17 protein-coding genes and 2 pseudogenes are annotated in these 20,371 nt (G+C 63.3%); 8 read left to right on the top strand and 11 right to left on the bottom strand.

Going from position 1 to position 20,371, the window contains the following annotated elements; genetic code table 11:
• Positions 1-44: 44 nt before the first annotated feature.
• From FJ980_RS35175 to FJ980_RS00085, 4 genes and pseudogenes are all read right to left on the bottom strand, one after another.
• Positions 45-143 (bottom strand): annotated as a pseudogene (locus FJ980_RS35175) (IS5/IS1182 family transposase); the annotation flags it as partial.
• A gap of 134 nt (positions 144-277) precedes the next feature.
• On the bottom strand, positions 278-1,135 hold the full coding sequence (locus FJ980_RS00095) for a hypothetical protein (RefSeq protein ID WP_140540865.1): 858 nt from the start codon (positions 1,133-1,135) through the stop codon (positions 278-280).
• An 80-nt stretch (positions 1,136-1,215) separates the two neighbouring features.
• Positions 1,216-1,665, bottom strand: a complete 450-nt coding sequence (locus FJ980_RS00090) for a DNA polymerase III subunit chi (protein ID WP_140540863.1) — start codon at positions 1,663-1,665, stop codon at positions 1,216-1,218.
• Between the two features lie 9 nt (positions 1,666-1,674).
• Positions 1,675-3,177: a leucyl aminopeptidase gene (locus tag FJ980_RS00085; protein ID WP_140540862.1), complete on the bottom strand. Its 1,503-nt coding sequence runs from the start codon at positions 3,175-3,177 to the stop codon at positions 1,675-1,677.
• Positions 3,178-3,554: 377 nt separating this feature from the next.
• Here FJ980_RS00085 and lptF point away from each other — a divergent pair, with 377 nt between their 5' ends.
• The 7 genes from lptF (at position 3,555) to FJ980_RS00050 (ending at position 12,428) form a co-directional block, all read left to right on the top strand.
• On the top strand, positions 3,555-4,751 hold the full coding sequence (gene lptF, locus FJ980_RS00080) for an LPS export ABC transporter permease LptF (protein ID WP_140540860.1): 1,197 nt from the start codon (positions 3,555-3,557) through the stop codon (positions 4,749-4,751).
• A 2-nt stretch (positions 4,752-4,753) separates the two neighbouring features.
• Positions 4,754-5,836, top strand: a complete 1,083-nt coding sequence (gene lptG / locus FJ980_RS00075; RefSeq protein WP_140540859.1) for an LPS export ABC transporter permease LptG — start codon at positions 4,754-4,756, stop codon at positions 5,834-5,836.
• On the top strand, positions 5,836-8,247 hold the full coding sequence (locus tag FJ980_RS00070; RefSeq protein WP_181181056.1) for an LPS-assembly protein LptD: 2,412 nt from the start codon (positions 5,836-5,838) through the stop codon (positions 8,245-8,247). Before lptG ends, FJ980_RS00070 begins: the two co-directional genes overlap by 1 nt.
• Before the next feature lie 235 nt (positions 8,248-8,482).
• Positions 8,483-9,403 (top strand): peptidylprolyl isomerase, encoded by a 921-nt coding sequence (locus FJ980_RS00065; RefSeq protein WP_140540857.1) that lies wholly within the window; start codon positions 8,483-8,485, stop codon positions 9,401-9,403.
• A gap of 267 nt (positions 9,404-9,670) precedes the next feature.
• Positions 9,671-10,705 carry a 4-hydroxythreonine-4-phosphate dehydrogenase PdxA gene (gene pdxA / locus FJ980_RS00060; RefSeq protein WP_140540855.1) on the top strand — a complete coding sequence of 345 codons (1,035 nt, stop codon included), beginning with the start codon at positions 9,671-9,673 and terminating at the stop codon, positions 10,703-10,705.
• A gap of 7 nt (positions 10,706-10,712) precedes the next feature.
• Positions 10,713-11,558 carry a 16S rRNA (adenine(1518)-N(6)/adenine(1519)-N(6))-dimethyltransferase RsmA gene (gene rsmA, locus FJ980_RS00055; RefSeq protein ID WP_140540853.1) on the top strand — a complete coding sequence of 282 codons (846 nt, stop codon included), beginning with the start codon at positions 10,713-10,715 and terminating at the stop codon, positions 11,556-11,558.
• A gap of 288 nt (positions 11,559-11,846) precedes the next feature.
• Entirely contained in the window at positions 11,847-12,428 is a 582-nt protein-coding gene (locus tag FJ980_RS00050; RefSeq protein ID WP_140540851.1) for a Fic family protein, read from the top strand.
• Positions 12,429-12,436: 8 nt separating this feature from the next.
• Here the strand turns inward: FJ980_RS00050 and gmk are convergent, their stop codons facing one another.
• The 7 genes from gmk to fabD form a co-directional block, all read right to left on the bottom strand.
• Positions 12,437-13,111 (bottom strand): guanylate kinase, encoded by a 675-nt coding sequence (gene gmk, locus FJ980_RS00045; RefSeq protein WP_140540850.1) that lies wholly within the window; start codon positions 13,109-13,111, stop codon positions 12,437-12,439.
• A gap of 4 nt (positions 13,112-13,115) precedes the next feature.
• Positions 13,116-14,006, bottom strand: coding sequence for a YicC/YloC family endoribonuclease (locus FJ980_RS00040; protein ID WP_140540849.1), 891 nt, complete (start codon positions 14,004-14,006; stop codon positions 13,116-13,118).
• Between the two features lie 245 nt (positions 14,007-14,251).
• Positions 14,252-15,439, bottom strand: coding sequence for an endolytic transglycosylase MltG (gene mltG / locus FJ980_RS00035; protein ID WP_246676249.1), 1,188 nt, complete (start codon positions 15,437-15,439; stop codon positions 14,252-14,254).
• 243 nt (positions 15,440-15,682) lie between these two features.
• A complete protein-coding gene (gene fabF / locus FJ980_RS00030; RefSeq protein ID WP_140540846.1) occupies positions 15,683-16,945 on the bottom strand; it encodes a beta-ketoacyl-ACP synthase II in 1,263 nt (420 codons plus the stop codon).
• A gap of 34 nt (positions 16,946-16,979) precedes the next feature.
• Entirely contained in the window at positions 16,980-17,216 is a 237-nt protein-coding gene (locus FJ980_RS00025) for an acyl carrier protein (protein WP_006203723.1), read from the bottom strand.
• A 198-nt stretch (positions 17,217-17,414) separates the two neighbouring features.
• The gene (fabG, locus tag FJ980_RS00020; protein WP_140540844.1) at positions 17,415-18,152 is read right to left on the bottom strand and encodes a 3-oxoacyl-[acyl-carrier-protein] reductase; all 738 of its coding nucleotides are present in this window, start codon (positions 18,150-18,152) and stop codon (positions 17,415-17,417) included.
• 348 nt (positions 18,153-18,500) lie between these two features.
• Positions 18,501-19,454, bottom strand: a complete 954-nt coding sequence (gene fabD, locus FJ980_RS00010; protein WP_140540842.1) for an ACP S-malonyltransferase — start codon at positions 19,452-19,454, stop codon at positions 18,501-18,503.
• A 276-nt stretch (positions 19,455-19,730) separates the two neighbouring features.
• Here fabD and FJ980_RS00005 point away from each other — a divergent pair.
• Positions 19,731-20,371 (top strand): annotated as a pseudogene (locus tag FJ980_RS00005) (hypothetical protein); the annotation flags it as partial.

Here is a 20,371-nt window from a genome sequence, read left to right as displayed (position 1 = left end):
ACATTATCGCGTAGCCAGATGCGGATTGCGACGCAGATCGGGTCTTTGCGACTGGCCTTGGGTGGAATATTCGCCCATGCCTTCCGGTCGGTGATGGCAGTGCGAAGTATGTTCGCATCGTAGCCCTTGTCGGCGAGCAGCATGGCGTCCTCCGGCTAATCCGAGATCGGATGCGTGGCGGACGCGATGTCGCTCGTAAAGCGCAGAGAACACAGACTCTTTAGGGCCAGCGTTCGTAAGGGGGTGGAGAGCGGACCTGGCTCTTTGGGACCTCGGCCTAGCCGTCGATAACCGATGACACCCAAACCTTTTCGAACCGCTCGGTGAGTTTTACCCAATCCTGCTTAGTGACATGCAATCCGTCCAACCAAACTGTTTTCAAAGACGGGATTTCGTATAGCGTTGCCAGAGTTCCTGCAGCGGTCAAGGTTGTTTGGCCTTCGTGGCCGCCAATGGACAAATATTCAAGGTTCGGGAGCTGTGACAGCATTTTGAGATCGTGTTCAACGATACCCGTTGACCATATGTCGAGCCAACGCAGCTGCGACATCTTGCAGATCGCCTGGAGGCCAACTGCCGTGATGTCTGTGGCGCCAAGTTCCAAAGCTGTGATTGCCTTCGAATGCGAGACCATCCGCGCAAAATCGTCGGAGAACCTTGAGTCCTCAAAGTCCAGTTCGGCCAGCGACGGATTGTCCAGGAGCGCTGCAAGGGATTCTTCCGTAATGCGCGCCCTTTGCGCGGTGAGTTTTCTGACAGCTGGAAGCTGTGCAAGTTGCAACAGATCACTGCTGCTTACACCCCACAGACAGCTAAACTCCTCAAGAGCTTCGGCCGTTCTAAAACCGTCCAAGCGACCGGCCCGAGAAATACCCAGCAAATGAAGTGCCCTAAGGTTAGGAAGTTGCACGATAGAATTGACCGCCGCGCGTGTGATGTCGCACCATATCTGGACGCTGTATACAGACCGGATCACCTTCAGTTTACGAGCGTCAGCTTTCGCGAACAGCTTGTTCCATCGAATGTAGACCTCATCGTAGTGAGGATTGGCCGCAAGCTGAGCCGTGTGAGTTTCCGTCAGGAACTCATCACTTCCTGTCTCAAGTGTGTCTAAACTGAACTTCAACTCTGTCATGAAGTCAGGACATGCCTCCGTGAGGTGCTGCCAACGTCCGCACTAGGTCAGAATCGGACGCTAATTTACGAGTTCACGATCTAAGCCTTGCGTTCCCAGCGTCGGTCCTGGGTCTGCTGCCAGTAGGTGACGGCGTGGCCGGCCTCCTTCATCGTCTTCCAATGGCCGCGTGCGGCTTCGACTTGTGCCGCGTCATGGCCGTCGAACAGGAAGACGGCGCGCTCGTAGCCAGACAAGTCGGGAGGCGTCGCGCCGTCGACCAGGAAACGGATCTGCGCGGCGTTCTGGTTGCCCTCGCCGGTGGTGAGCAGGATCGGCTGCTCGGTCGGATAGGCTTCGCGGTCGGTGGCATGCGCCAGGAAGGAATCGTCGCGAAAAATCCACAGATGCTGGTCGAGCGCGTCACGGCGATCTTCCGTGCCGGTCTGCACTACCGCGCGCCAGCCGCGCTCGATGCTGCGCTCGAGCAGGCCGGGCAGCGCCTCCTCGAGCGTCGATTCGGTCAAATGGTAGAATAGGATGTCGGTCATCCCGGAAACCTAACCCTCATAGTGGTCGCGGACCAGCCTATCGAGCAGCCTCACGCCGAAACCCGAGCCCCAGGACTGGTTGATCTCACTCGACGGCGCGCCCATCGCGGTGCCGGCGATGTCGAGATGCGCCCAGGGCGTGTCCTTGACGAAGCGCTGCAGGAACTGCGCGGCGATGATGGCGCCGCCATAGCGGCCGCCGATGTTCTTCATGTCGGCGTTCTTGGAATCGATCAGCTTGTCGTATTCGGGCCCGAGCGGCATGCGCCATAGCCGCTCCTGCGATGCCTGGCCGGCGCCGAAAAGCCGGCCGGCAAGCTCGTCATTGTTGGAGAAAAGGCCGGCGTAATGCTGGCCGAGCGCCACCATGACGGCGCCGGTCAAGGTCGCCAGGTTGATCATGAATTTCGGCTTGAAACGGTCGTTGGCGTACCAGAGCGCGTCGGCCAGAACGAGGCGGCCTTCCGCATCGGTGTTGAGCACCTCGATGGTCTGGCCCGACATCGAGGTGACGATGTCGCCGGGACGCTGGGCATGGCCGTCGACGGCGTTCTCGACCAGGCCGATAACGCCGACCACATTGGCCTTCGCCTTGCGCGCCGCGAGCGCGTGCATCAGCCCGGTGACGGCGGCGGCACCACCCATGTCGCCCTTCATGTCCTCCATGCCGGAGGCCGGCTTCATCGAATTGCCGCCGGTGTCGAAGGTGACGCCCTTGCCGATGAAGGCGAGCGGCGCGCCCTTGGCCTTGCCGCCGTTCCAGCGCATCACAGCCAGGCGCGCGCCGCGCGGCGAGCCTTGCGCGACGCCCAGCAGCGAGCCCATGCCGAGCTTCTTCATCTCCTTTTCGGCGAGGATCTCGACCTCGACGCCGAGCTGCTCCAGCGCCTTGACGCGCTCGGCGAAATCGACGGGCCCAAGCGCATTGGCCGGCTCGTTGACCAGATCCCGCGCAAGCAGCACGCCGTCGACCACCGCTTCCTCGCCGGCGAAAGCTTTCTTCGCGGCAGCGGGATCGGCGCAGTGAATGGTTACCCTGGCGGGCTTGCCCGCCTTCGTGTCGGATTGGCCTTCTTCCTTGTCTTTCCTGGTCTTGTATTTGTCGAAGGAATAGCTGCGCAGCAGGATGCCCGCGGCAAGGCTCGCCGCCTGGCGACCGTCGGGCTGCAGCTCCGGCAGGTCGAGGATGACGGCCACCTCGGTCGCCTTGCGCAGCGAAGCGGCAACGGCGCCGCCGAGCTTCAGCCAGGCATTGTCGTCGAGGCTCGAGACCTTGCCGGCGCCGACCGCCACCAGCCGGTCGACCGGCGTTCCTTCCGGCGCCAGCACCTCGGCCGAGCTTGCGAATTTGCCGGAGAAGTCGGCGACCGGAAAGGCGCGAGCCAATGCACCAGCCGGATCGCAGGCTTTCGCCGCCTCGCCGAGCCCGCCGTCATCGGCCGCGAAGACGAAGACGCTGCCCTTTTTAGGCGCGGCGAATTTGGCGAAGGAAATGGATGGTCTCGACGTCATCAGGTCCTGCTTTCGGGGATGGCCGTAAGGTGCCGGCAAAGGTAATTTTCAACGGGCGAGAGGTTTGGCAAGCGTGCGCGACATTTGGTCGTTTTCCGCCATTTGGCAAGACTTTGGCCGAAATCGCGGTCTATATCGGCGCCACCATAGACAAAGGATTCGCCCCGGCACGACCTTAGCTTGCTGCCGCAACCTGCTGTTAACCATCGATGTTTTGCATTTCTTATTCATTGGCGCGGAGACTCCGCCACGCCGGGGCACGTGGCGTGGGGCGACAAACCGGAGCGAGCCGCCCATGACGCAGTTGTGCGGGCGCCGCCGGATCACTACCTTGTCGGCGGGCATGATGCCGTTCGGCAAAATCGAGAAAAGCCTTCATGAAGGTCGTTGAACGCTACATCATGCGCCGCGCGCTGACGATGTTCCTCGCGGCGCTGGTCTGGACGCTGGCGATCGTGTGGACCACGCAGGTTCTGGCCAAGATCGACCTCGTCACCGACAATGGCCAGTCGGCGCTGACTTTCTTCGAAGTCGCAGCACTCATCATCCCCTCGATCATCCCGATCGTGGTGCCGTTCGCCTTGGTGGTGGCGGTGGCGCAGACGCTGAGCGCCATGAACACCGATTCGGAGCTCGCCGTGCTCGGCGCCGCCGGCGCCTCACGCTGGACGATCGCGCGGCCGATCCTGCTGCTCGCGATAGCGGCTTGCGCGTTTTCCTTCATCGTCGACAACGCCATCGATCCCTATGCCAGGCAGAAGAACCGCCAGCTGGTGGCAGCATCGCGCGCCGACCTTCTGTCGCTGATCATCCAGGAAGGCACGTTCCGCAAGATTGACGAAGGCCTGTTCCTGCAGGTTGGCGAGCGGCTTCCCGGCAACCGGCTCGGCGGCATCTTCGTGGCCGATTCACGCGAGGAAGGCGCCAGCCTGACCTACTATGCCAAGACCGGCAGCATCGTCGAAAAGGGCGACGAGAAGGTGCTGATGATGAATGACGGCGTCATCAACCGCAAATCGGTGACCGGCGACCTCTCCGTCATCCGCTTCACCTCCTACGCCTTCGACATGTCGGCTTTCATGTCGGCGGCGAACGACATCACGCTTTTGCCCAAGGACCGCACGACGCAATATCTGCTCAACCCGGACCCCAACGACAAGATGTTCCAGCGCGACCCGGGCAGCTACCGGGCAGAGCTCAACCAGCGCCTCGCCGAATGGTCCTATTCGCTGGTGTTCGCGCTGATCGCTCTTGCCGTTGCGGGCGACGCGCGCTCGCACCGGGAGGCGCGCATCAATCCGCTGATCACGGCAATCGCGATAGCGCTTTTCGTGCGATGGCTGGGCTTCTTCGCCGCAGGCAAGGCCGACAGGGTCTGGTACTATGTCTACCTGCTTTACGCCATACCGCTCATCGCCTCCGCGGTTTCGATCTGGTTCATCGTATCGTCGCGCACCATGGAGTTGCCGGTCGCCTGGGCAGACTGGCTGACAGGCATTGCCAAGCGTGCCGGCGACAACTGGACAACATTCAAGCTCTGGCTCGTCCGGCGCACTTCCGGCCAGGGAGCCTGACCATGGGCTGGACGCTGGGCCGTTATTTCTTTTTCCGTTACGTCTCGATCACCTTCTGGTTCTTCCTCGGCCTGCTGGCGCTGGTGTTCCTGATCGACTTTACCGAGCTTTCCGGCCGCACGACCGGGCTGCCCGGCTTCACTTACGGCACAGCCTTCGCCATTTCGGCGCTCAGGATGCCGATGATCATGCTGCAGACGGTGCCGTTCGTCGGACTGTTCTCGGCAATGGCAACGCTGGTGTCGCTCAACCGCCGTTACGAGCTGGTGATCGCCCGCTCGGCCGGCGTCTCGGCCTGGCAGTTCCTGTTTCCGTGCTGCGTCGGCGCGCTGATGTTCGGCGTGCTGTCGGTTGCCGTGATCAATCCGATCGCCGCGCACGGCTTTTCCTGGTCCGAGCAGATGGAGAACGACCTCAGGGCCGGCAAGTCGAATGCCGTCACGACCAACGTCACGCCCTGGCTCAGGCAGAAGACCGAATCGGGCGACACCATCATCGGCGCCCGCGCCATCCTCAATCAGGGGCTGGAGATGGCGGACGCGGTGTTTTTCATCCTCGACCCGCAAGGCAACATCGCCGAACGCAAGGATGCAGCCAAAGCCTTCCTGCGCGACGGCTATTGGGAATTGCAGGACGTAAAGGTCTTCAAGGGCGGCAATATCCAGGCGCTGGCGTCCGACAGGGTGCCGACCAATCTCAAGCCGGAATTCGTGCAGGAGCGCCTGGCGCGCCCGGAAACCATCCCCTTCTACGAGCTGCCGCGCAAGATCGAGGTTGCCCGTTCCTTCGGGCTCAAGGCAAACGCCTTCGCCATGCAGTTTGATTCGCTGGTGGCCTTGCCGTTCCTCCTCGTCGCCATGACGCTAATTGCTGCAACGGTTTCAATGCGATTTGCACGAATGGGACAGTCGGCAACGATGATTCTGGGTGGCGTCGTGGCCGGCTTTCTGCTTTATGTCGTTTCGGTACTGGTCAAGGCATTCGGTGTAGCCGGATTCGTGCCTACTGTGGTGGCTGCATGGGTTCCGGTTGTCGTGGCTATGTTCTTTGGGGTGACGTTTCTGCTATACAAGGAAGACGGCTAGTGAGGGAGGCGGTTTTGCGCAGCCATAGGCAGGCCGGTTTGGCACGCCTCTATGGGGCGACTGCCTTGGCGTGTCTGTTCGCTTGCGCGGTGCCGACGGCATCTGCGCTGGCGCAGCAGATCACTGCCAAGTCCGTCCCTTCCGGCACGCAGATGCTGCTGGCCGCCGATACGCTTGTCTATGACAACGACAAGCACACGGTCACGGCCGTCGGCGGCGTGCAGATCGACTATGGCGGCAACAAGCTGGTCGCCCAGCGCGTGGTGTACAACCGCGACACCAAGCGCCTCGTCGCCAGCGGCGCCGTCGAGTTGATCAACAGCGACGGCACCAAGGTCAATTCTGACCATATCGACATCACCGACGACTTCGCCGACGGCTTTCTCAACGCGCTGCGCGTCGAGACGATAGACAAAGCCTATTTCGCCGCCGAGAGCGCGGAGCGCATGGGCGGCGTGCTCACCACCTTCCACAACGGCGTCTACACCGCCTGCGAACCTTGCGAGGACAAGCCGGACAAAGCGCCGACCTGGCGCATCAAGGCGCGAAAGATCATCTGGAACGGCGAGAAGAAGACGGTCCGCTTCGAGAACTCGAATTTCGAATTCTTCGGCTACCCGCTCGCCTATCTGCCGGCCTTCGAGATCGCCGACCCGACGGTGAAGCACAAGAGCGGCTTCCTGATCCCCGGCATCGTCTACAACAACCATCTCGGCGTCGGCGTCAAAGTCCCGTATTACTTCGCCCTGTCTCCGACCTATGACCTGACCGTCACCGGCAGCGGCTATACCAAGCAGGGTTTCCTCGGCGAGGCCGAGTGGCGCCAGCGCTTCAACAACGGCCAGTACACGCTGAAGATCGCCGGCATCAATCAGCAGGATCCCGGCGCATTTGTCGATGCCGCCGGCCATAATGTGAATTCGGGGCCTGTCAACGATCCGAACAAGTTCCGCGGCATGATGGGCACCAAGGGCCAGTTCGCCATCAACGAGCGCTGGGACTTCGGCTGGGACGTGCTGCTCCAGACCGACAAGAATTTCTCGCGCACCTACAACATCGAAGGCTACAACGACCTCGTCCACCAGTCGTCGATCTATCTGACGGGCTTGAGCGACCGCAATTATTTCGACGTTCGCGCCATGCGCTTCGAGGTGCAGGAAGACACGCTCTCCAGCGATCCGACGGCGCGTTCCGCCAAGCAGCCCTGGGTGCTGCCGTCTCTCGACTACGCCTATATCCCCGACACGTCGGTGGCCGGCGGCCAATTGTCGTTCAACGTCAATACACGCGTGATCAGCCGCAACCGGCTGGATGCCGTGCTGGCCAATCCGATCGACAACACTTCCATCAACAATGTGCGTGGCATCGAAGGCGAGTCGAGCCGGTTGACGGCGGAAGCCGAATGGAAGCGCACCTTCACCACAGATGGCGGCCTGCAACTGACACCGCTGCTCGCCTTCCGCGGCGATGCCGGTTACGTCAACGCCAATTCGGCTTCGCTCGCCGCCGTCAACCAGATGGGGACGAATCTCAGCGAGGACGTCGACATGCGTTCCTCGCTTGCCCGCTACATGGCGACCCTCGGCCTCGAGGCGCGTTGGCCGCTGTTGTTCTCAATGCCCAACTCCAGCCATGTCCTGGAGCCGACGGCGCAGGTCTTCGTGCGCCCGAACGAGCAATATGTCGGCGGGCTGGCCGTCCCGAACGAAGACGCGCAGAGCTTCGTCTTCGACGCCACCACGCTGTTCGAACGCGACAAATTCTCGGGCTATGACCGCATAGAGGGCGGCACGCGCGCCAATATCGGCTTCCGGTATTCAGGCGCCTATGACAATGGCTGGGCCACGAATGCAATTTTCGGCCAGTCGTACCAGCTCGCGGGCGAAAACTCCTTTGCCGCGCCCGACCTCGTCAATGTCGGGGCCGAGTCCGGCCTGGACAAGCAGACCTCGGATTATGTCGGTCTTGTCGGCCTCAACAGCCCGAGCGGTTTCTCCGGCTCGCTGAGCGGGCGTTTCGACGAGCAGACATTCGAGGTCAGGCGCGCCGAAGTGAAGGCTGCCTATTCCAGCCTGCCGATATCGCTCAGCGCCAAATATGCCTTCATCGAGGCGCAGCCGCTCTATGGGTTCACCACCGACCGGCACGAGCTCACGCTCGGCGCTTCGACCCATCTGGCGCAGAACTGGCGGCTGTTCGGCACCGGCACTTACGACATCGAGACAAATGTGCTGGTCAAGGACGGCGTCGGCTTCGCCTACAACGATACCTGCTTCACTTACATCATGACGTATTCGCAGACGCGTGACACCGTCACCAAGGAAGTGTCGCAGAACATCGGTTTCAACCTGTCGTTCCGCACGCTCGGCGATTTCGGTTCGTCAACAAGCGCGGTCGATACCATCCAGTGATCAAGCGGCGGGCGCGCGGTCTCCGAGCCGTGCGCCGGCTGGGGCGCTGATGGGCTTTGGTCTTGATTTGGAGCGTGTTCCTTCGAGAATGGGCCGCGTTTCCCGGGGCCATGCGCCGGCGACATCGTTTCGCCGCATAAGATGGGCATGGGGTCGACTGCATCGCGCAGGCGTTCGGAGGACGCGCGGCGCCGCGATGGCGGAAAATCGGGATGGGGAAAATTAGGAAGGTAAGATGAGGAAATACCTGTTTTCAGCGGGATTCGCGCTTCTGGTGGCGGCCTCGATTTCGGTCACGGCTGTCGTGCGGCCTGCTTTCGCCGCTGAGATCAAGTATGTCGTCAACAACATCGCGATCACCACCGGCGACATCGCGCACCGCGCCGCCTTCTTCAAGTTGCAGCACAAGAAGGGCGATGCCGCGCAGGAGATGATCGACCAGACGCTGCGCCTGGCCGAGGCCAAGCGGCTGGGCATCCGCATCAGCGATCAGCAGGTCGAAGCCGCCTACCAGCGCTTCGCCTCGGGCAACAAGATGCCGCTGGCGAAACTCGACGCGATCATGACGCAGTCGGGCGTCACCAAGGAACACTTCAAGGAATTCATCCGTGCCCAGATGGCCTGGAACCAAGCGCTCAGCGCGCGCTACCGCTCCGGCGAAGGCGGCTCGGTGACCGAGCAGGACGCCGTGCGGCGCATGCTCGACAAGGGCGGCGCCAAGCCGACCGCGACGGAATACATGCTGCAGCAGGTGATCTTCGTGGTGCCGGCATCGGAGCGCGCCGGCACGCTCGCCAAGCGCAAGCGCGAGGCCGACGCCATGCGCGCCCGCTTCAGCGGCTGCAGCACCACGCGGGAATTCGCCAAGGGCCTGATCGACGTCACCGTGCGCGACCTCGGCCGCGTGCTGGCGCCGCAATTGCCGTCCGACTGGGCCGAGCAGATCAAGGCGACCAAGGTCGGCGCCGCGACGCCAACCCGCGAGACCGAGCGCGGCGTCGAGTTCATCGGCATCTGCTCCTCGCGCGAGGTTTCCGACGATAAGGCCGCGCAGATGGTGTTCCAGGCCGAAGGCAGCAACGACAAGGACGCCGACGAGCTCAGCAAGAAATATGTCGCCGAGCTGCGCCAGAAGGCCAAGATCGTCGAGCGCTAGAGCCGGATGATTTCAGGTCGAGTCCGACCCGAAATCTGAATCCGGCTCTAAATCCAAGAGATAGAGCATGATGTCGTCCGAAAACCGCTCCACACTTTTCGGCATCATGCTCTAGAGCCGGATGATTTCACGTCGGTCCGATCCGAAATCCGAATCCGTCTCTAAACCGAAGAAACGAAGCATGATGTCGCCCGAAAACCGCTCCACACTTTTCGGCATCATGCTCTGAGCGACAAGCGTGCGATACCGCAGCAGCCAGCCGACCGCATGAGCACGCAGAAGACCCACGCGCCGCTGGCGCTCAGTGTCGGCGATCCCTCGGGCATCGGGCCCGAGATCGCCATCGCCGCCTGGCAAGCTGGCGACAGCGCCGGTGTGCCGCCCTTCTACCTGCTTGCCGACCCCGCTTTGATCGAAGCCCGCGCCCGCCTGGTCGGCGCGAATGTGACGGTCGTCGAGACCTTGCCCGGACAGGCGGCGCACCACTTTGCCCGGGCTCTGCCTGTCGTTCCGCTCGATGCGCGTCATTTCGACAGCCCGGGAGAGCCGAACCCGGCCAACGCCGCCGGCACCATCGAAGCCATCGACCGCGCCGTCGCCGACTGTCTCGCCGGCCACGCAGCGGCGATCGTCACCTGCCCGATCGCCAAGAAGCCGCTTTATGATGCCGGATTTGGCTTTCCCGGCCACACCGAATATCTGGCGCATCTGGCTTCGCGCCACACCGGCAGGGATGTGACGCCGGTGATGTTGCTGGCAGGACCGGATCTGCGCACCGTTCCGGTGACGATCCACATCGCTTTGGCCGAAGTGCCGAAGCTGCTCACGACGGAGCTGATCGTCGCGACCGCGCGCATCACCGCCGCCGATCTCGAGACCCGCTTCGGCATTGCGCGGCCGAAGCTTGCGATCGCCGGGCTCAACCCGCATGCCGGCGAAGGCGGCGCCATGGGCCTGGAGGATGCTGCGATCGTGACCCCGGCCGTCGAGATGCTCAAAGCGGAGGGGATCGACGCAATCGGACCGCTGCCGGCCGACACGATGTTTCATCCGCGCGCGCGCGCTTCCTATGACGCGGCGCTCTGCATGTATCACGACCAGGCGCTGATCCCGGCCAAGACCTTAGCCTTCGACGAGGCGGTGAACGTGACGCTGGGCCTGCCGTTCATCCGAACCTCGCCCGATCACGGCACCGCTTTCAACATTGCCGGCAAGGGTATTGCGCGCGCCGACAGCCTGATCGCCGCGCTAAGGCTGGCGCGCCGGCTGGCCGACAGCGGACGGCAGGCCACCGCCGCGTGAGGATCCATTGAGCGGGCGCACCACAATCGACGGGTTGCCGCCGTTGCGCGAGGTGATCGAGCGGCATGGCCTGCAGGCCAAGAAGGCGCTCGGGCAGAATTTTCTGCTCGACCTCAACCTGACAGGCAAGATCGCGCGCGCCGCCGGCGATCTCGGCGAGGCGACGGTGATCGAGGTCGGCCCGGGTCCGGGCGGACTGACGCGGGCGCTTCTCTTCAACGGCGCGCGGCGCGTGATCGCCATCGAGCGCGACGAGCGCTGCCTCGAAGCGCTGGCCGAGGTCTCCAGCCATTATCCCGGTCGCCTGGAGGTCATTCCCGGCGATGCGTTGAAGACGGATTTTGCCGCGCTTGCCGGCGCGGCGAATGGCGGGCCGGTGAAGATCGTTGCCAACCTGCCCTACAATATCGGCACCGAGCTTCTGATCCGCTGGTTGACGGTGGCCGATTGGCCGCCCTTCTACCAATCGATGACGCTGATGTTCCAGCGCGAGGTGGCGGAGCGCATCACGGCGGTCCCGGACAGCGACGGCTATGGCCGGCTCGGCGTCCTGGCCGGCTGGCGCACCGAGGCGAAGATCGCCTTCGACGTGCCGCCGCAGGCATTCACGCCGCCGCCGAAGGTCACTTCATCGGTGGTGCATCTGGTGCCGCGCTTATCTCCGCTGCCGGTGGATGCCAGAAAATTGGGCCGGGTCACCGAGGCCGCCTTCGGCCAGCGCCGCAAGATGCTAAGGCAAAGCGTGAAGAGCCTTGGCGGCGAGGCGCTGCTGCTACGGGCCGGCATCGACCCGACGCGGCGGGCGGAGACGCTCAGTGTGGAAGAGTTTGTCAGGCTGACGAATATGCTGTAGCCCCGCTGGCGCCTCCCTGCCGGAACGCCGCTTCGCGATTGCCGAGAAATCACGGGACATGGTAGTGTCACCGTTATGAAGAAGGACCATCCCATCGTTCGTTCCGACCGAAATGATCAGTTCGTCCTGACCAGTGACAGGGGCGAAAAGATCAGCGCCGTCGAGGGTCTCAGATTGTCGCGACGCATGGCGACGATTCTATCGGAAAGCCGTGCGCGCGGCCTCACGGGGGATGAACGTAGAGCGTTGATCAGGAAACAGGCGTCCAGCAAAAAATAGGATCAGCAGGTGGTTTACGCCGCTGGAGACGATCCGCTGTGCTATCCAGGCACCACCGTTCTTCGCAACAAGCTGAGCATTATTGATCAAGCTGAACTCGACGAGTTCGAGTTGGCGCTTTTCCTGACCAGGGCAGACGAGCAGATACCTGCCGGCCATCTGGATTACGCACATTACAAAGCCATTCATCGTCACCTGTTTCAGGATGTCTATGAATGGGCAGGCAGAATTCGAACCATTCGCATTGGCAAAGGCGGCAATTGGTTCTGCTATCCTGAATATATCGACCCGGAAATGCAGAGAATCTTCGGGGAACTGGCCGACGCCGATTATCTTCGCGGTTCACCGATCGAAGAGTTCGCGGTTCGGGCGGCGCATGTTTTGGCCGAAATCAACGCAGTGCACCCTTTCCGAGAAGGCAACGGCCGCACGCAGCTCACTTTCCTGGCGATGTTGATGGAGAACGCGGGATTCTGGTTCAATGCCGATGTGCTCGAGCGTGAACGTGTTCTGGACGCAATGATCGAGAGCTTTGCCGGGGACGAAGCGCCGCTGGCGAGCCTCATCTTAGATATCGCTATGCCTAAATAAGGGCAGACCTACCCCGTCTTCTCGTCCAACAGCCCCGAAATGAAGTCGAACAGGCCCGGCCGTCGGTCGCGGCGAAGCCGCTCGGCCGTGACGATGGCGCGGACCTCGGCGAAGGCGCGGTCGAGATCGTCGTTGACGATGACGAAGTCGTATTCCTTCCAATGCTCGATCTCGAGGCGGGCGTTCTTCAACCTGGTCTCGATGACCGATTCCTGGTCCTCGGCGCGGCGCTTCAGGCGCGCCTTCAATTCCTTCATCGACGGCGGCAGGATGAAGATCGAGACGATGTCTGCCCGCATCTTCTCCTTGAGCTGCTGGGCGCCCTGCCAGTCGATATCGAACAGCATGTCGCGGCCTTCGGCCAGCGCGATTTCCGCCGGTTCGCGCGGCGTCGCATAGCAATTGCCGTGCACTTCGGCCCATTCGAGCAGCGCATCGGAATCGCGCAGCCGCTCGAACTCGCGCACGGTGCGGAAGTGATAGTGGACACCTTCGATCTCCGAGCCGCGGCGCGGCCTTGTCGTGACGGAGACCGAAAGCTCGAGACTTCCATCGCTTTCGAGAAGATTGCGCGCGATCGTCGACTTGCCGGCGCCCGACGGCGACGACAGCACCAGCATCAATCCGCGGCGGCGGATGCGGGACCCCAGATCCCTGGCGGCCGTCGGCTCCTTGGCAACCATCCCGTCACTCCAGATTCTGGACCTGCTCGCGAAACTGGTCGACCACCGCCTTGAGCTCCAGCCCGATCGCGGTAACCGCGGCGGCATTCGACTTGGAGCATAAGGTATTTGATTCGCGATTGAATTCCTGCGCCAGAAAATCGAGCTTGCGGCCAACGGCGGCGCCGCTTTTGAGCAGCACGCGCGCCGAAGCGACGTGCGTCTTCAGCCGGTCGATCTCCTCGCGGATGTCGGCCTTGGTGGCGAGGAAGGCCGCTTCCTGGTGCAACCGGACGGCGTCGAGATTGGCCGAAGCATCCGTCAACAGGCGCACCTGCTCGGCGATACGCTCGCGGATTGCCGCGGGCTCGCGCGAGGGATCGGCTTCGGCCTTCAGCGTCAGCGCCTCGATGACATCGACATGGCCGGCAAGAAGCGCGCCCAGCGCCGCGCCCTCGCTGCGGCGCGCCTGCTCCAGCCCGGCGAGCGCCATCTCCAGCGCAGACAGGATCGTGGCGTCGAGAGCGGCCCGCTCCTCCTCCGTCTCCACGGCTTCGGGAATGTCCAGCACACCGCGCAGGGAAAGCAGGCCGTCGGCGGTGGCGGGCTCGGTGCCGAACTGCTCCTGCAAACGCTTGGCCAGCCCTGCCAGGTCCCTGAGGAACGCCTCGTTGACCACCGGCTGGATTTGCCGTGCGGCGGCGCGGCCGACGGTCAACGTCGCCTGGAAATTGCCGCGCGCGAAACGCTTCTGAACGGTCTGCCGGACGGCGGTCTCCAGCCGGTCGAAACCCTGCGGCAATCTCAGCCTCACCTCGGCGCTCTTGCCGTTCACCGATTTCACCTCCCAGGCGATCGAGGTGCCCTCGCTTTCAGCGGCGCACCGCGCAAAACCGGTCATGCTTTGCAGGCTCATTGCCCTGTCGTCCCCCTGTCGCAGCCAAGGCTGCGTTGCCCAGCGCTGCGCGCCCAAAATCGCCGGACGATCGGCCGGCGCCCCCTCAAAACATGAATATGGCCTCGCGTCAAAGGACGCGTGCTTCCGTGTGGTACATGTCGTTTCCCCAGAACCGCTGCGCACTTTTGGGCGACATGCATTGAGTTTCGTTGCATGTCGTTTTCCCAAAACCGCTGCGCACTTTTGGGCGACATGCATGGCGCCTATTGCGCGTCGCCGCCGGCGTCGCCATTCTCGCCATTGGCCCCGGCGTCGCTGCTGTCGGCGTTGCCGTCGGGGGCTGCCGGCGCCGTCGTCTGGCCGGAGGCCTTGGCGGCGGCATCAGCCTGCTTCTTCTGCAGCGCTCGGTAACGGGCGACGTTCTGGTTGTGCTCTTCCAGCGTCGCTGCAAAGACATGGCCGCCATTGCCGTCGGCGACGAAATAGAGGTCGTCGGTCTTGGACGGATTGGCGACCGCTTCAAGCGCCGCGCGGCCCGGATTGGCGATCGGCGTCGGCGGCAGGCCCTTGATCATGTAGGTGTTGTAGGGCGTCTGCTTGTCGAGGTCGGACTGGTAGATCGGCCGGTCCGCCGGCTTTCCCTTGCCGCCGAACAGGCCGTAGATGATGGTCGGGTCGGACTGCAGCCGCATGCCCTTGGCCAGGCGGTTGAGGAACACCGCGGCGACGCGCGAGCGCTCGTCGCTCCTGCCCGTTTCCTTCTCGACGATCGAGGCGAGCGTGACGAAGTCGTCGACGTTGGCGATCGGCAGGTCGGCCGCGCGATGCGACCAGACATCCTCGACCAGCTTCTTCTGGTCGGCGACCAGCTTGTCGACCATTTGCTGCCTGGTGGCGCCGCGGGTGAAGCGCAGTGTGTCGGTGGCGATGGTGCCTTCCGGCGGCAAGGTCGGCGGCATGTCGCCGGTGAGCGCCTCCTGATCGGCGACGCGCTGCAGCGCCTGCTCGACCGTCAGCCCTTCGGGAATGGTAAGCGAGTACATCACCGACTTGCCGCTCTTGAAGAGCTCCATGATGTCGCGCATCGAGGCGCGCGGCTTGATGGCATATTCGCCAGCCTTGAGCGCCGATTCATTGCCCGTGGCGCGCACGCCGAGCCGGAAGATGCGGGCATCGCTGATCAGGCTGCGGCGTTCCAGCTGGTCGGCAATTTCCTGCACGCCGGTGTTCGGCTTGATCATGAAGGTGTCGCCATTGGCGGACGGGCCGGGCTCGACGAAAGCCTGCATGCCGAAATAGAGCGCGGCACCCGAGGCGAGCACCGCAAGGATAACCATGGAGAGGAAGAAATTCAGGAACACGACGAACTGGCTGCGCGAGGCGCGCGAGCGCTTCGACGGCGGCGGCGTGCCAGCTTCCGGGCGCAACGCCTCGGCCGCGGTCTTCGGCATGATCGGCACCTTTGTGCCCTGCCGTGCGAAATCCCCGTCGCCGCCCGGATTTGTGCTCCCAGGATTTGTGCTCATGGCGCGCCCTACCGTCTGATCTTGCAACGAATCCCCTAACTACAAACTAGGGGAGAATTTGGCAAAAATGACGGCAGGTGGCGGGCCTGCCGGCTGGTTGTGGGTTTCCGAGCAATCCCGGGCGGAAAGGCGCTGAGCACCTTTCCCGGGATTGCCCGGGTTGGCCTTTCAGCCATTGTAGCGCTGGAATACGAGCGAGGCGTTGGTGCCGCCGAAGCCGAAGGAATTCGATAGCGCGACATCGATCTGGCGCTGGCGCGGCTTGTTCGGCACGAGATCGATCGCGGTCTCGCGTTCCGGATTGTCGAGATTGATGGTTGCCGGCGCGACGTTGTCGCGGATGGCGAGGATCGAGAAGATCGCTTCCGCGGCACCCGCGGCGCCCAGCAGATGGCCGATCGACGACTTGGTCGACGACATCGAGATCTTCGAGGCGGCATTGCCGACCAGCCGCTCGACCGCGCCGAGCTCGATCGTGTCGGCCATGGTCGAGGTGCCGTGCGCGTTGATGTAGTCGACGTCGGCCGGCGAGAGTTTCGCCCGGTTCAGCGCCGCCGTCATGCAGCGGAAGGCGCCATCGCCATCTTCGGCCGGCGCGGTGATATGGTGGGCATCGCCGGTCAGGCCATAGCCGGTGACCTCGGCATAAATCTTGGCACCGCGCGCCTTGGCGTGCTCCAGCTCTTCCAGGACGACGACGCCCGCGCCCTCGCCCATGACGAAGCCGTCGCGGTCGCGATCATAGGGACGCGAAGCTGTTTCGGGGCTGTCGTTGCGCTCGGTGGAGAGCGCGCGGCAGGCGGCGAAGCCGGCAATCGACAGCCGCGTGACCGGCGCCTCGGCGCCTCCGGCCAGCATCACATCGGCATCGCCCCACATGATCAGCCGGGCGGCGTCGCCAATGGCGTGCGCACCGGTCGAGCAGGCAGTGACCACCGCATGGTTCGGGCCTTTCAGGCCGTGGCGGATGGAAACCTGGCCCGAGACCAGATTGATGATCTGTCCGGGGATGAAGAAGGGGCTGATGCGGCGCGGGCCGCTTTCCTTCAGGATCATCGCGTTCTCGGCAATGCCGTCGATGCCGCCGATGCCGGAGCCGATCAGAACGCCGGTGGCGCACTGGTCCTCATGTGTCTGCGGCTTCCAGCCGGAATCGGCCAGCGCCTCGTCGGCTGCCGCGATGCCGTAGAGGATGAACTCGCCGATCTTGCGCAGTTCCTTCGGCTCGAGCACTGCCTCCGGATTGAAGGTGCCGTTCGAGCCGTCGCCGCGCGGAATGATGTGGGCGATCTTGCAGGCAAGATCGTCCACCTCGAATTCGGTGACGCGCCGGCAGGCGCTGCGGCCGGAGAGCAATTCCCGCCAGCTATGCTCGACGCCCATGCCGAACGGCGAAAGCAGGCCAAGGCCCGTGACGACGACACGCCTCATCGCAGGTCCTCCCCGGTGATGCCCGCGAAAGAACTCAGGCCGAGGCCTTGTCGATATACTTGACGGCGTCGCCGACGGTGAGGATGGTCTCGGCCGCATCGTCCGGAATCTCGACGCCGAACTCTTCTTCGAACGCCATGACGAGCTCAACCGTGTCGAGGCTGTCCGCGCCCAGATCGTCGATGAAGCTCGCCTGCTCCGTCACCTTGTCGGCGTCGACGCCGAGATGCTCGATGACGATCTTCTTGACGCGCTCTGCGGTGTCACTCATTTGGGGCAATCCTCGTCTTAGGTTGTCTATCTTCGTTAGCGGGCGGAATGCCGCTAATCAAGCTGAAATATGGTCTTGCGGGCAACGCAACGCCACAGGACCGGTTTTTGCCCGAACCGCCGGGTTGCGGGCCGCATTACACGAAAAATGACGGGCGTCCAAGCCGAAATGGCTGTTTTCACAGGCGCCCGCCCAGCCTCAGATCATTGCCATGCCGCCGTTGACGTGAATGGTCTGGCCGGTGACATAGGCCGCCTCGTTTGAGGCGAGATAAGCGACGGCGGATGCCACTTCAACGCTGGTGCCCATGCGCCGGGTCGGGATCGCGGCCATGATCGTCTCTTTCTGCTTGTCGTTGAGCTTGTCGGTCATGGCCGATTCGATGAAGCCCGGCGCGACGCAGTTGACGGTGATGTTGCGGGTGGCGATCTCCTGCGCCAGCGACTTGGAAAAGCCGATCATGCCTGCTTTGGAGGCGCAGTAATTGGTCTGGCCGGGATTGCCGGTGACGCCGACCACCGAGGTGATGTTGATGATGCGGCCATGGCGGCGGCGCATCATCGGATGGGTCAGTTCGCGGGTCAGCCGGAACACGGCGGTGAGGTTGACCTCGATCACCGAATCCCAGTCGGCGTCCGACATGCGCACGAACAGGCCGTCCTTGGTGATGCCGGCATTGTTGACCAGGATGTCGACGCCCTCGAGATCGGCCTCCGCTTTCTGGCCGAGCGCCTTGACCGCGTCGCGGTTCGTCAGGTCCGCCGGAAACAGTTTTACGCGGTCGCCCAATTCGCCCGCCAAGGCTTCCAGCTTCTCCACACGGGTGCCGTGCAGGCCGACGATCGCGCCCTGGCTGTGCAGCACCCTGGCGATCGCCTCGCCGATGCCCCCAGTTGCGCCGGTGACGAGCGCCTTGCGGCCGGTCAGTTCGAACATTTTCCAACCTCATTTTTGCGAATGCGCCACAGGCGATGCGCGTTCCGTATACGTTAAATCGTCCAAGTCACGCTAGAAGTGTTGGATTTCATATGTTGGATGCCTGCATTCAATGACAACCATAAACTTCGGAGATTAACTCGGGCGTTGTTCCCTTCGTCATCCACGGGCGGAGCGGGAGCGAAGCGGACGCGTAGACCCGAGGATCCATGCCGTGACATTGGCCGAAGGATGCAACGGAGCAGAATTCTGCATCGCGGCGGCACTTCCAAGTCACGGCATGGATTCTAGGGTCTGCGCTGCGTCGCTTCGCTCCTTGCTCCGCCCTAGAATGACGAAAAAGGGGCCTCACCCCAATGCCGCCAGCGTCGCCTCGACCTCCGCCGCTGTGCCGACGGCGCCGGTGGCGATGTCGCGGTTGATGCGGCGCGCCAGGCCCGACAGCACTTTGCCTGCGCCGACTTCATAGAGGCTCGCGACGCCGTGGGCGCCAAACCATTCCACTGTCTCTCGCCAGCGCACGCGGGCGACCACCTGCTCGACCAGGCGGCGGGCGATCTCATCGGGGTCACTGGTCGGGGTTACGGTGACGTTCGAGACGATCGGAACCACCAGCGCGGATTTCGCGACACCGGCCAGCGCCTCGCGCATGATGTCGGCGGCCGGCGTCATCAGCGCCGAATGAAAGGGGGCGGAAACCTGCAGCATCAGCGCCCGCTTGGCGCCTTTTTCGGTGCACAGCTTCGCCGCCAGCTCGACCGCCGGCCTGGCGCCGGAGATCACCAGCTGGCCACCGCCATTGTCGTTGGCGACCTGGCATACGGAACCGTTGCCGACCTCGCGAGCTGCCTCGGCGCAAGCGGCCTCGACGTCGGCCTGTTCCAGCCCGATGATCGCGGCCATGGCGCCCTCGCCGGTCGGCACCGCCGCCTGCATGGCGTTGCCGCGGGTCCGAAGCAGCCGCGCCGCGTCGCCGACCGAAACAAAGCCGGCCGCGGCAAGCGCGGAATATTCACCAAGCGAATGGCCGGCGACATAAGCCACCTTGTCCTTCAAAGAGAAGCCGCGCGCTTCGAGCGCGCGCATCGCCGCCAGCGACACCGCCATCAGCGCCGGCTGGGCGTTGGCGGTCAGCGTCAGCGTCTCTTCCGGTCCTTCCCAGATGAGTTTCGACAGTTTTTCGCCGAGCGCTGCGTCCACTTCCTCGAAGACGCGGCGCGCTTCGGGGAATGCATCGGCAAGGTCCTTGCCCATGCCGACGGCCTGGCTGCCCTGTCCCGGAAAGGTGAATGCGACGGCCATTTGAGGTCTCTCCAGAGGCTGGTTTTGTCTGCCTCTGGCGCAAGGCGGACAGCCAAGTCAAGCCCGCAGGCGTCTCTTCGGCCCGCATTTCAGCCGCAAGAACCGGCTGACTGCCTGTTCCAAAAGACCTTTTTGGCGATCACACCTGATGAAAACCGCTCACGTTTAGTTTGCTGGCTCTTCTTATTTCCGCCACAGGCGCTAGCTTTGCGTGACATTTCGATGACAGTGGCGTGACGCGAGTGGAAGACGCGCGACAAGGGCCGGGGAAGCAAAGTGGCAAGGATCAGGAAAGGCGCGGCCAAACCCGCGCCGCAATTTTTGGAAGACGATCCGTCCACCGGCTATCTGCCGGGACGAGCCTGGCCGACCGTACGCTACGGCCTGTCGACGCTTCTTGCCTCGGCCCTGCTCGTCTTCGCGATCGAGCTGATCGTACGCGGCGATTTCTTCGGCACAGTCGATTTCTTCATGCAGCCCTTCAAGCCCGGCTGGACCACCATCATCGTCTTCGCCCTGGTGCTGCTCGGACTGGACGCCATACTCGGCCGCAGCCACCAGAGCCTGATGATCGTGGCGCCGCTGACGCTGGCGCTGGCCTTTGTCGGCCACCAGAAATCGCGCTATCTCGGCGACCCGCTCTATCCCACGGATTTCCTGTTCGCCCGCCAGATCGTGGCGCTGATGCCGCTCCTGGTGCGCGAGCGCCCGTGGACGGCCGTCATGCTGGCGGTCGGCATCGTCGGCGGTCTGACGCTGCTCGTCTACGGCTGGCGGACCTGGCGCCGGCGGGTGCCCATCCTCAGCCGCAAGGGCCGCCTGGCGCGGCTGGCGCTTGCCGTGCCGCTGCTCGCCTTCTTCGTCTCGATCATGGACTACGCCACCTTCTCGTGGACTCGCGACCGGCTGCAGATCAT

Source organism: Mesorhizobium sp. B1-1-5 (assembly GCF_006443065.1).
Classification (GTDB): domain Bacteria; phylum Pseudomonadota; class Alphaproteobacteria; order Rhizobiales; family Rhizobiaceae; genus Mesorhizobium.
Note: the sequence above shows the minus strand (reverse complement) of the source record. Positions and strands in the feature narration are given on the sequence as shown.

Bases quoted from the DNA above. Each gene is read 5' to 3' on its own strand.
- FJ980_RS00065 (WP_140540857.1), top strand. From the start codon at position 8,483: ATGAGGAAATACCTGTTTTCAGCGGGATTCGCGCTTCTGGTGGCGGCC.
- fabF (WP_140540846.1), bottom strand. From the start codon at position 16,945: ATGAGGCGTGTCGTCGTCACGGGCCTTGGCCTGCTTTCGCCGTTCGGC.
- lptF (WP_140540860.1), top strand. From the start codon at position 3,555: ATGAAGGTCGTTGAACGCTACATCATGCGCCGCGCGCTGACGATGTTC.
- FJ980_RS00095 (WP_140540865.1), bottom strand. From the start codon at position 1,135: ATGACAGAGTTGAAGTTCAGTTTAGACACACTTGAGACAGGAAGTGAT.
- FJ980_RS00025 (WP_006203723.1), bottom strand. From the start codon at position 17,216: ATGAGTGACACCGCAGAGCGCGTCAAGAAGATCGTCATCGAGCATCTC.
- FJ980_RS00040 (WP_140540849.1), bottom strand. From the start codon at position 14,006: ATGAGCCTGCAAAGCATGACCGGTTTTGCGCGGTGCGCCGCTGAAAGC.
- FJ980_RS00085 (WP_140540862.1), bottom strand. From the start codon at position 3,177: ATGACGTCGAGACCATCCATTTCCTTCGCCAAATTCGCCGCGCCTAAA.
- fabD (WP_140540842.1), bottom strand. From the start codon at position 19,454: ATGGCCGTCGCATTCACCTTTCCGGGACAGGGCAGCCAGGCCGTCGGC.
- pdxA (WP_140540855.1), top strand. From the start codon at position 9,671: ATGAGCACGCAGAAGACCCACGCGCCGCTGGCGCTCAGTGTCGGCGAT.
- mltG (WP_246676249.1), bottom strand. From the start codon at position 15,439: ATGCCGAAGACCGCGGCCGAGGCGTTGCGCCCGGAAGCTGGCACGCCG.
- fabG (WP_140540844.1), bottom strand. From the start codon at position 18,152: ATGTTCGAACTGACCGGCCGCAAGGCGCTCGTCACCGGCGCAACTGGG.
- FJ980_RS00090 (WP_140540863.1), bottom strand. From the start codon at position 1,665: ATGACCGACATCCTATTCTACCATTTGACCGAATCGACGCTCGAGGAG.
- lptG (WP_140540859.1), top strand. From the start codon at position 4,754: ATGGGCTGGACGCTGGGCCGTTATTTCTTTTTCCGTTACGTCTCGATC.
- gmk (WP_140540850.1), bottom strand. From the start codon at position 13,111: ATGGTTGCCAAGGAGCCGACGGCCGCCAGGGATCTGGGGTCCCGCATC.